Source organism: Kitasatospora sp. NPDC001119, assembly GCF_053598475.1.
Genome location: NZ_JBSFKI010000018.1, coordinates 192803 through 202597, shown reverse-complemented (window position 1 = coordinate 202597; position 9795 = coordinate 192803). Strand labels below are relative to the sequence as shown.

The 9795-nt window shown below is 70.3% G+C and carries 11 protein-coding genes and 2 pseudogenes; 5 read left to right on the top strand and 8 right to left on the bottom strand.

Annotated features, from left to right (window positions below; all coding sequences use genetic code 11):
- Positions 1–1347 (top strand): transposase (locus tag ACWDD9_RS23380; RefSeq protein ID WP_449812587.1); only part of this gene is annotated, 1347 nt, incomplete at its 5' end.
- A 54-nt stretch (positions 1348–1401) separates the two neighbouring features.
- Here ACWDD9_RS23380 and ACWDD9_RS23375 read toward each other — a convergent pair.
- The 7 genes and pseudogenes from ACWDD9_RS23375 to ACWDD9_RS23345 all read right to left on the bottom strand — a co-directional run.
- A complete protein-coding gene (locus ACWDD9_RS23375) occupies positions 1402–1953 on the bottom strand; it encodes a hypothetical protein (protein WP_449812586.1) in 552 nt (183 codons plus the stop codon).
- 14 nt (positions 1954–1967) lie between these two features.
- Positions 1968–2384 (bottom strand): ATP-binding protein, encoded by a 417-nt coding sequence (locus ACWDD9_RS23370; RefSeq protein WP_449812585.1) that lies wholly within the window; start codon positions 2382–2384, stop codon positions 1968–1970.
- Positions 2385–2707: 323 nt separating this feature from the next.
- On the bottom strand, positions 2708–3550 hold the full coding sequence (locus ACWDD9_RS23365) for a protein kinase domain-containing protein (RefSeq protein WP_449812584.1): 843 nt from the start codon (positions 3548–3550) through the stop codon (positions 2708–2710).
- Between the two features lie 451 nt (positions 3551–4001).
- The gene (locus tag ACWDD9_RS23360; protein WP_449812583.1) at positions 4002–4196 is read right to left on the bottom strand and encodes a hypothetical protein; all 195 of its coding nucleotides are present in this window, start codon (positions 4194–4196) and stop codon (positions 4002–4004) included.
- A 14-nt stretch (positions 4197–4210) separates the two neighbouring features.
- Entirely contained in the window at positions 4211–4627 is a 417-nt protein-coding gene (locus ACWDD9_RS23355) for an ATP-binding protein (RefSeq protein WP_449812582.1), read from the bottom strand.
- Positions 4628–5065: 438 nt separating this feature from the next.
- Complete coding sequence (locus ACWDD9_RS23350; RefSeq protein WP_449812590.1) at positions 5066–5914, bottom strand: transcriptional regulator; 849 nt, start codon at positions 5912–5914, stop codon at positions 5066–5068.
- Positions 5915–6076: 162 nt separating this feature from the next.
- Positions 6077–6301 (bottom strand): annotated as a pseudogene (locus ACWDD9_RS23345) (helix-turn-helix domain-containing protein); the annotation flags it as partial.
- A 247-nt stretch (positions 6302–6548) separates the two neighbouring features.
- Between ACWDD9_RS23345 and ACWDD9_RS23340 the strand changes: the two are divergent.
- The 4 genes and pseudogenes from ACWDD9_RS23340 to ACWDD9_RS23325 form a co-directional block, all read left to right on the top strand.
- Positions 6549–7046 (top strand): annotated as a pseudogene (locus ACWDD9_RS23340) (XRE family transcriptional regulator); the annotation flags it as partial.
- Positions 7047–7194: 148 nt separating this feature from the next.
- A complete protein-coding gene (locus tag ACWDD9_RS23335; protein ID WP_449812581.1) occupies positions 7195–7770 on the top strand; it encodes an HD domain-containing protein in 576 nt (191 codons plus the stop codon).
- Positions 7771–7837: 67 nt separating this feature from the next.
- Entirely contained in the window at positions 7838–8197 is a 360-nt protein-coding gene (locus tag ACWDD9_RS23330) for a hypothetical protein (protein ID WP_449812580.1), read from the top strand.
- 278 nt (positions 8198–8475) lie between these two features.
- Complete coding sequence (locus tag ACWDD9_RS23325; protein WP_449812579.1) at positions 8476–9204, top strand: hypothetical protein; 729 nt, start codon at positions 8476–8478, stop codon at positions 9202–9204.
- 26 nt (positions 9205–9230) lie between these two features.
- On the opposite strand, the gene ACWDD9_RS23320 is transcribed toward ACWDD9_RS23325, so the two are convergent.
- A complete protein-coding gene (locus ACWDD9_RS23320) occupies positions 9231–9722 on the bottom strand; it encodes a VOC family protein (RefSeq protein ID WP_388048738.1) in 492 nt (163 codons plus the stop codon).
- Positions 9723–9795: the final 73 nt, after the last annotated feature.

Below are 9795 nucleotides of genomic sequence, written 5' to 3'. Positions count from 1 at the left end.
TTCCGGGCCCGCCTGGCAGCCGGGAACCGGGCGGATGCCCTGCTCTCGCTGATGCTGGAACGTCTGAAGGCCGCCGGCCTGGTGCGGGCCGGCGGCCGTCAGCGCACCGACTCCACCCACGTGCTGGCCTGCGTGCGCACACTGAACCGCGTCGAGTGCCTGGGCGAGGCCCTGCGCGCGGCCCTGGAGGAGATCGCCCGCACCGACCCGGGCCTGGTCGTGCCGCTGCTCGGGCCCGGCTGGGACGAACGCTACGGCCGCAAGGTCGAGACCGGCAGGCTCCTGCGCCGCAGAGGCGCCTCCGCCCTCAAGCTCGCCGAGCAGATCGGCGCCGACGGGCAGAGCCTGATCGCCGCCATCGACACGGACCCCGACGCCGTGCGGATGAACGGCCTCCCGCAGGTCAAAATCCTGCGCGAGCTGTGGGACCAGCACTTCGAGGCCACCACCACCGGCCGACTGCGCTACCGGGACACCGAGGAACTGCCGCCCTCCGCACAGCGCGTGCGCTCACCCCACGACCCTGACGCCCGCTACAGCACCAAAGGCGCGCCCGGCGCCGCACGCATGGAATGGACCGGTTCCAAGGGCCACCTGACCGAGTCCTGCGACGAGGGCCTGCCGCACGTGGTCACCGACGTCCACACCACCCCCGCCACCGAACCCGACGTCACGGCCACCACCCCCGTCCAGGACAAACTCATCGCCCGGGACCTGAAACCCGGCGAGCACCTGCTCGACTCCGGCTACCCCAGCGGGCCCGGCATCGGCGCGTCCCTGGAACGCGGCATCTCCCTTGTCGCCCCCGTCACGGTCCAGACCGGCCGGGGCGCCCGGGGCGGCACGTTCACCCCCAAGGACTTCCACGTCGACTGGCACAGCGGCGTCACCCACTGCCCCGCCGGGGCCACCAGCATCTCCATGCGGCCGAAGAAGGACGGCCTGATCCGCGTCGCCTTCTCCCGCGCGGACTGCCGCCCCTGCCCGATCCGCGCCCAGTGCACCACCGGCGCCCCTCACCTCGGCCGGGTCCTGGAGATCCATCCCGAACCGATCCATACCGCCCGGACACGGATGCAGGCCGAACAGGACACCCCCCGATGGCGTGAGGCCTACCGGGCCCGCGCCGGCATCGAGGGCACCGTCTCACAAGCGGTCCGAGGCCCCGGCCTGCGACGATCCCGCTACCGGGGCCTCGCCAAAACCCACCTCCAGAACGTCCTCATCGGCATGGCCGTCAACATCCGCCGACTCGGCGCCCACTTCGACACCACCACCAGACCAAGCCGCCGCCCCACCCGCATCCACACACTCTGCACCCAACACGGCATCGCAACAACGGCCTGAGCCTGACCTAGATCGAATACTTCGCCAGCAGAGTCGCCGGCCGACTTCCCGTGCTTACGGGTGGGTTGCCCGGGTGCGGCAGTGGGTGAGGGCGTAGGTGATGCGGCGGTCGGAGGGGAGCGTGGTGGCGAGGAGTTCGCCGGCGGTGACGAGGGTGCTCCAGTAGAGGGCGGGGTCGCCGGTGCGGGGAAGGGGGTGGGCGGCGGTGAGGGAGAGGTAGGCGGTGGCGAGGTTGCCGGTGGTGAACCAGCGCTGGAGGCCGTGCCGGTGACCGGGGCGGAGGCTGCCGTGGGCGTCGACGGCGGTGAGGAGGTGGTCGACGACGGCGAGTTCGGTGTCGGTGAGGGACTTGGGGACGTCGAAGACGCCGAGGGCTTCGAGGAGTTCGCCGGTGTCGGTCTCGCTGGCGGGGTGGTGGTCGGCGAGGAGGGCGTCGTAGCACTCGGCCAGGCGGCGGGTGGTTTCGGCGTGGGGGATGTCGAGGGCGAGGCAGACGGCGCGCGCGACGGGCAGGGGCGGGTGGCCGAGGCGGGCGATGAGCGCATAGGTGGCGGCGGGGGTGGTGCCACGGGAGAGGGTGTGCCGGGCGAGGGTCGTGAGGTGCATGGGGAGTCGGGCTTTCAGACGGTGGTGGGGGCGATGTGGGCCCAGAGGAACTTGCCGAAGCCGCACGGGCGGGAGGCGCAGCCCCAGCGCTCGGCCAGCTCGTTGACGAGGTAGAGGCCGCGCCCGTGCTCGTCGTCAGGCGCGGCGGTGCGGACCGAGGGGCGGCCGCTACCGGCGTCGTGTACCTCCAGTCGCAGCCGGGAGCCGGTGAGGGCGAAGCGGACTTCGATGTGGCGGTCGTCGGGTCCGTCGGAGTGCTGGACGGCGTTGGCGAACAGCTCGCCGAGGAGTAGTTCGGCGGTGTCGCGGTAGCGGTCCCCGGAGGGCAGACCGGAGAGGTAGGCCTGGAGCAAGTACCGGGCCAGGGGCGCGGATTCGGCCCGGGAGGAGAGCCGGGCGACGAAAGCCCGGGGGCGACGGGAAGTGGGCATGAGGGAGCACCTTGGAAGCAAAAGGAGAGGGGGTCATCCACGTCATCGTTGGCGATCTGCCAGCGATGGACAGTCAGTTGCCCATGGCAGTAGTAGGTTCGCCACCGGGCGGTTGTCTGATCTGCTCGTGTCCCGGTTCGGTGGATCCGAGGGCGTAGGTCTTGAAGCCGGCGCGCTCGCCGGTCGGGATGAACCCCCGTCTTGCGGAGGACGTGACCGGAGGCGGGATTGTATGGGTGCCCGGCCCAGGTACTTCGTCGACTCCGCGCTGTAGATCCGGAGCAGGGCTTCCTCGTCGCCGGGGCGCAGCTCCCGCAGCTCGATCATCCGCCCACCGCTTCGATGAGCTTCGCCAGTTCGGCGGCAGTGGGCCGCTCGTCGGGGGCGGCCAGCAGGACGCAGCGCAGCCGGGCCTGAAGGGCGGGCCAGGGCATCGCGGTGGACATCGGGATGGCCCGGTAGGCGATGGCCTTGCGGATCTCCTCCACGGGCGTGCCCTTTGGGAGGCCTGCGGTGTCGTAGTCCAGCGGCCACGTGCCGGTGGTGCAGGTCCACAGGGTTCCGGCGAGGGCGTAGACGTCGGCGGTCTGGGTCGTGGTGACGGGCTGGGGGCCGTTGATGATCCGGGCGGCCAGTTCGGGCGCGGTGAGGTGGATCATCGTGCCCTCGAACGTCGGCCACGGGGTGCTGTCGATCCTGCGGGACCAGGCGAAGTCAATGAGGCGCACCTTGTCTTCGCCGTGGATGCCGTGCGCGGGCTGAAGGTCGCCGTGCACCCACCCGTCGGCGTGGAGGTCCGCGACGGCGCGGCACAGTTCGACGGCGGCGGCGAGGGCTTCGTCCTTTCCGCCGTCGCTCTTGCGCACGGGGCGGAAGACCTGCCAGGTGGAGGGGCCGGCGAGCCAAGGGGTGACGTACCAGATGCCGTCGGCGAAGCGGCCGGCGGTCACGGTGTAGCCGGGGAGTTGGTCGAGGACGGAGGCTTCGCGGGCGGTGACCTCGGCGGCCTCGCCGGTGCCGAGCTTGATGCTCACCACACCGCGCGGACCGGTGGCCTTCCACACCGCCGAGACCCGGCGGTTGCTGACCTCCGTCAGCTCGACCGGCCCACAGAAGGCCTCCGCCGTCCTCAGCGCTTCGCGGGCCTCGGCAAGGAACTCGCCCATTCTCGAACTGCCTTCCATTCACAAGAGATGTGCTTGAACACGTCTCGGCCGTCGTCACCCGACACGGCTAGCGCCGCCGCGAGGTCGGGGGCGGTCTCCAGGAATCGCGGGTCCAGCGGCCGGACGCCCGCCCGTACCGGGAGGAACGAGAAGGGCGGCGGCGGGATCCTCTGCCTGCGCCGACTGGTCTCGGCAGCGCCCTGGGGGAACTTGCCGAACATGACTCCGACTGGGTCATACAGGTGCTTCAGCGCCCAGTGCGGCCAGGCCATCAAGTCCCGGTGGTCGGCCCGTTCGCAGTGCCCGCGCAGCACGACGTTCTCGCACGCGAGGAGACCGAGCGGCCCTGGAGCCAGCAGGTGGTGGCGTGTGCAGTGGCGCGCTGGATCGTGGTCATCTTGGCCTCTCGATGTCTGCTGCGCGGGAAGTCGGCCTGGCCGACTTCCTGCGCTTACGGGTGGGTTGCGCGGGTGCGGTAGTGGGTGAGGGTGCAGGTGATGCGGTGGGTGGTGATGGTGAGGGTTCCGGTGGTGAACCAGCGGGTGGGGCCGTGGTGGTGGCCGGAGCGGAGGCTGCCATGGGCGTAGGTGGCGGCGGGGGTGGTGCCACGGGAGAGGGTGTGCCGGGTGAGGGTCGTGAGGTGCATGGGGAGTCGGGCTTTCAGGCGGCGGCGGGGGCGATGTGGGCCCAGAGGAACTTGCCGAAGCCGTACGGGCGGGAGGCGCAGCCCCAGCGCTCGGCCAGCTCGTTGACGAGGTAGAGGCCGCGCCCGTGCTGGTCGTCAGGCGCGGTGGTACGGACCGAGGGGCGGCCGCTACCGGCGTCGTGTACCTCCAGTCGCAGCCGGGAGCCGGTGAGGGCGAAGCGGACTTGGATGTGGCAGTCGTCGGGCCCGTCGGAGTGCTGGACGGCGTTGGCGAACAGCTCGCCGAGGAGCAGTTCGGCGGTGTCGCGGTAGCGGTCCCCGGAGGGCAGCCCGGAGAGGTAGGCCTGGAGCAAGTACCGGGCCAGGGGCGCGGATTCGGCCCGAGAGGAGAGCCGGGCGACGAACATGCGAGGACGACGGGACGTGAACATGGGGGTACCTCGGAGGGGCGGGGCGGGAGCATGTGAAGGAAGTGCGACGTACGCCAGGCCTGCCGCCGATCGGGGGTTTGGACACCCGACCGGGGCGGGGCGTGCTGCAAGCGGGGAGAGAGCCGTCTCCGAACTCACGAGGCCCGGCGGGCCCGGGGGTCAGCGGTCGGGGCGAACTCTGCCCAGCCGGCCGCTGCGGTGGCCAGGGCGTTCCGTCGGAGGCGGTCCTCGGCGGATCTGCGCGGCCCGGGTGTCGGCGTCTGGGCAGGACACGAAGGGCGGGGTGCGGCGGCCATCGCGGGCTCCAAGGGATGCGGCAGTGGTGTGTGCGAGCCCGGACCCGACCGGGCTCGCACCCCGAGGCGTCGCTTCTCGGGGTGCTGAGCACCACGATGCCGCTGCTGGAAGGCCTTGAATTTCACCAGAAGTGAAAGATCGTCAGATACCCGTTCGGGTGATCCAGGTTGACAGCCGCAGACTCCGGCGGCTAGCGGAGCGTGACAGTGCGGTCACGGTCTCGCGGGCGAGCGGATGCCGGGATACCTGGTCGGGTGCGACCGCGTACGCGGCGTCGAGCTGGTCGAGTGCGGCCTCCGGTCGGGCCATCCATCGGTAGGCACGGGCCAGGTCGATGTGGTGGTGCCCGATCCTGGTCGGGGCCCATCCGGTGGGGAAGCGCAGCCCCTTCGCGGCGGCCACCGCCCGGTCGTGCTCGCCGGCCTCCACCAGGGTCATCACCCGGTGCACCTGCACGTTGGTGGGCCCGAAGTGCAGCGACAGGTCCGGCTGCTCGCCGGTCCGGGCGGCTACGTGTTCAGCCTCGTCCAGATGGTGCTGCATCAGGTCCTTCTGTCCGGCGCGGGCGGCGACCACGGCCGAGCCGAGGTGCAGTTGCCCGGTGGTGACCAGTGCGCTCGGAGTCTTGGCGTCGGTCCCCTCCAGGTGGCCGCGGCCGGACTCCTGGAGGCGCCGGCAGGCCGCGAGGTCGCCGACGCGCAGGTAGGCGGTGACCCGCAGGTACTCGCGGGCGGCCCGTAGCGCGGGTGCCTGGTCGCCGGCCCGCTCCGCGGCCCAGTCCATCCGGGCCAGTGCGGTCGCGGACAGGTCGATCAGCCCGATGGCGATCCCGACCGAGTGCCCGCACCGGTAGGCCTCCGCCAGCAGGCCCCACGCCTGCCGCTGCTGCTCACCGGTGAACTCGTGTGCGGCCGTGTGCAGTTCGACCAGCAGGCCCGGCAGCATCGCCACCATCGGCTTGTACTTCGCGGCCTGGGCCAGCGTGTTCACCTGTCGTACCGCTGCCCGAAGCGCGGGCAGGGCGCGAGGCCGAACGGCCTCCTGCGGCGGCAGGTTGTACAGATCGAGCACCGTACGGATCGGGCCCATCAGCGGGACCAACGGGTCATCTGCCGTCCCGTCGCTGTACGGGGGCGGTTGGAGGTCGCCGGGCTCAACTCCCAAAGCCCTGGCCACCGCTGCAACGAACTCCGGCGTCGCCGGCTTGTGCCCGGCCACCACCTTCGTGAGCAGGCTGTACGAGACGTGAGCACGATCAGCGAGTTGCCGATGGCTCAGGCCTCTCACATCTTCGTAGGCGGCGATGCGCTGGCCGGTGCTGATTCCGTCCGGAGGTGCCACGCTGGCCCCATCTCGTGAATTCCTTGAACCCTGCATAGGGGACCGTACCCTCGAACTCGCCTGGTCACAGATCATTCGGTCAAACAACGTTGACGTTGGTCGGCTGGTGCGCGGCCGGATTCCATGAGATAGCTACTTCCGCCGGCCAGTCGACGGATACGGTGTCAGGACTGATCGACGTGGGGAGCCTCGGCGGCCCAGTCCGTCGCGGCGATGACCGAACGGATCAGGGTCCTGGACGACCAGTTGCGGACGTCCTCACCGGCGTCCGCCCGCAGGTACCGCGAACGGTACGGGAGGCCATGACATGAGCAGCGACGAACCGGGCGTGCCCGTGCAGGCCGCACCCGCTCCCACGGGTGAGGACTACTCGGGGGTCTGGGTCAGCCACTACGAGTTCTTCAGCAGCAGCCGGGAGAACACGTTCACCGGCCTGCACCACGTCGTACTGTCCCAGAGCGGGAACCGGATCACCGGCCGGTCGCTCCCCGGCGGGTCGTCCAATCCCGACTCGCCGCTGTCGTTCGACCTCACCGTCGACCGGAACGTCGTGACGGGCTCGTGGGTGGAGCAGACCGCACAGGACGGCTACTACCAGGGGGCCAGGTACCACGGCGCCATTCAGTTGCTGGTCGATCCGACCGGGCGCCGCATGGCCGGCAAGTGGGTCGGCTTCGGCAAGGAGTTCGACGTCAACACCGGGCCCTGGGAGCTGCGCCTGCTGGAGAAGTCCACGGCGGATGAGGTCTTGAGTCGCTACAGCGTGCCGCCGGAGGCGTAGCACGCTTCACCGCGCTGGCGCGGCGAGCCCCCGTGTCGATTTGATGGTGACGGCCTTTCACGGTGGCCCGTCGAGAGTCGGAGTCTGTGTATTACGGTCTGTGGGTAGGCGGTTGCAGCGACAATCGCTCCGGCAGCGAAGGACAGCCATGACGGACGACAAGCAGGCGAGGGGCACCGCGAGCTACCTGTTCGAGGCGGGCATGCTCAAGCGGGCGAAGCGCCAGGGCTGGTGGATCGCCGGCGTCAAGGACCCCGAGTCGATCGCTGAGCACTCGTTCCGGACGGGTGTCATCGGCGCGGTGCTCGCGATGATGGAGGGTGCCGACCCGGCCAAGGTTGCCCTGCTGTGCCTCTTCCATGACACCCAGGAGACCCGGGTCAGCGATATCCCGCACATCAGTCGGCGCTACCTCACCGCGGCGTCGAACGAGCGGGTGACCGCCGACCAGGTCAGCGCCGCTCACCCGGCCGTCGTTGCCGGACTCCAGGCCCTCGTGGAGGAGTACGAGAACGCCGAGAGTCTGGAGGTCACGGTCGCCCACGACGCGGACAAGCTGGAGTGCCTGATCCAGGCCGTGGAGTACCGCGAGCAGGGCTACCGGAACGTCCAGCCGTGGATCGACAGCAGCCTCGGCAGCCTCAAGACCGAGTCGGCCCACGCCCTCGCCGAAGCCGCGCTGACCATGACGTCCCTGGAGTGGCAGAAGGTCTACCTCGCGTGACGCCACCGACACTCGTCTTCGACCGCTTTTCGGCGCTTGACAGTGCCGTCTGACGAAGGAGTAACGCATGTCGACTGATGGGCGGATTTTCCGCGAGGCTTGGATCGCGGGGGTGTCGAAGCACTACCCGGGTGAGCCGAAGGCGGGCTATGTCGCCCCGTGGGAGGAGACTCCCGAGTGGGAGCGGGAGTGCGCCGCTGCCGTGTTCGGGCAGGTCCAAGACTTCATCAGCGTGAGCGGCGGGAACACGTCCAAGCTCACCCGGGAGCAGAAGGGCCGCTTCGTCGCTACCTGCTGGATCGCTCAGATCCACAAGCACATCGAGAATCCGAAGCCGGGCTATGTCGCCGACTGGGTCGACCTGCCGTCGTGGCAGCAGGAGACCGATGCGGACATCTTCGAAGCGATCGAACGCGCCCACTCCTGAACACCGTGCTCTGCGTGGGAAGTCGGCCCCGCCGACTTCCCACGCCAAAGGTAGGGGCGTGCGTGATGTGGGGGTCCGGGCTTTGCGCTCGAACGGTTCGCACTCTTCGTAGTCGCTGTGCTACTTTCCGCATCGTCAACAGAACATAGGAGACCCCGGCGGTGCGGGAACACCCCGGGGTCTGGCACCAGGAGATCGACCTCCAGATGCGGATTCATCGTAGCGTTCATTCGCGCGCGTTCAGCGTGCTTCCGAACGGCCTGTTGCAGGACCGGCGGTTGAGTTACACCGCTCGTGGCCTCCTCGCCGACCTGCTCTCCCGCCCCGACGGGTGGCGGGAGGACGGGCGGCAGATGGCGGACAGCAGTCCGCAGGGGCGGGGCGCCGTCCGGCGGGCCCTCAAGGAACTGAAGGACGCCGGGTACTACCGGGTCGACAGGGTCCGGATGGCCGACGGGACGGTCCGGTCCGAGGCCCACGTCTTCGACACCCCGCAGCCCGAACCGGCTGTCCCCCGCCCGGCCTCCGGTGGAGGGAGTTCCGGCCGCGCTGTCACCCCTCCCGTAAAGGACCCGGGACAAGAACCCACCCTCCCGGATGAACGGACGCGGGCCGCCGTGGCCACCCTGTTCCGGGTGATCCGGCCCGAACCCCGCCTGCGCCTCGGCGAGGCCGAGGCCCGCGCGCTGGCACCACTCGTCACGCAGTGGCTGGAACGGGGCTGCGACGAAGCCGAGTTGGCCCACGCCCTGCTCCCCGGACTGCCGCAGCCAGTGCACTCCCCGGTGGCGATCCTCCGGGACCGCCTGCAACGGAAGCTGCCACCGGAACGCCCTGAAATCCCACCGGCCTCGTACGCCGAGTGCGGTCGCTGCCACGACCCGGTGCCCCGCCAAGGCATTTGCCGTGCCTGCGCGGGCTTGGGCACGAGAACCGTCGCCGTCGGCACCGGGGCCGGGGCCACCCCCGGAGGCGTCGCCCGCGCCCGCGCCGCCCTGCGCGGGTAGCCCCGGCAGCCGGCCGCCGCGAACTCCTAGCTGGCGAAGCCGCCTTCGGGGCGGATGATCTCCAGGTTGGTGCCGTCCGGGTCGTTGAAGTAGGCGACCCGGGTGCCGAGCGCGGCGTCCGGGGTGACCTCGCCCTCGATGAAGGTGTAGTCGTCGCCAAGGAAGTCGTAGCCGGCGTCCTTCATCCGCGAGTACACGGCGTCGAAGTCGTCGACCCGCAGGCACAGGTGCATCGAGCCGGGCCGGTTGGCCACGCCGCCGGTCCGTTCGCCGACCGGTTCCTGGAACTGGATGAGGTCGATGCCGAGGCTGTTGTCCAGGTTGATCGTGGCGTAGCGCAGCTTCGCCACGGGCAGGCCCTGCGACTTCCCGAACGGCACGCTGTGCATGGTGCCTTGCGCGACGGGCTCCCGCCCGGTGAGGGCCGTGTAGAAGGCGATCGACGCGTCCAGGTCGGAGACCGAGATGCCGACGTGGGCGGCGAGGGTGAGGTTGATCGGGGTGCTGGAAACGGCCATGGTCGTCCCTCTCGTTCGCGCCCCGTGGCCCCCGGTTTCGGGGTGGGCGGCGCGGGGCGGAGTGCTGGAGAAA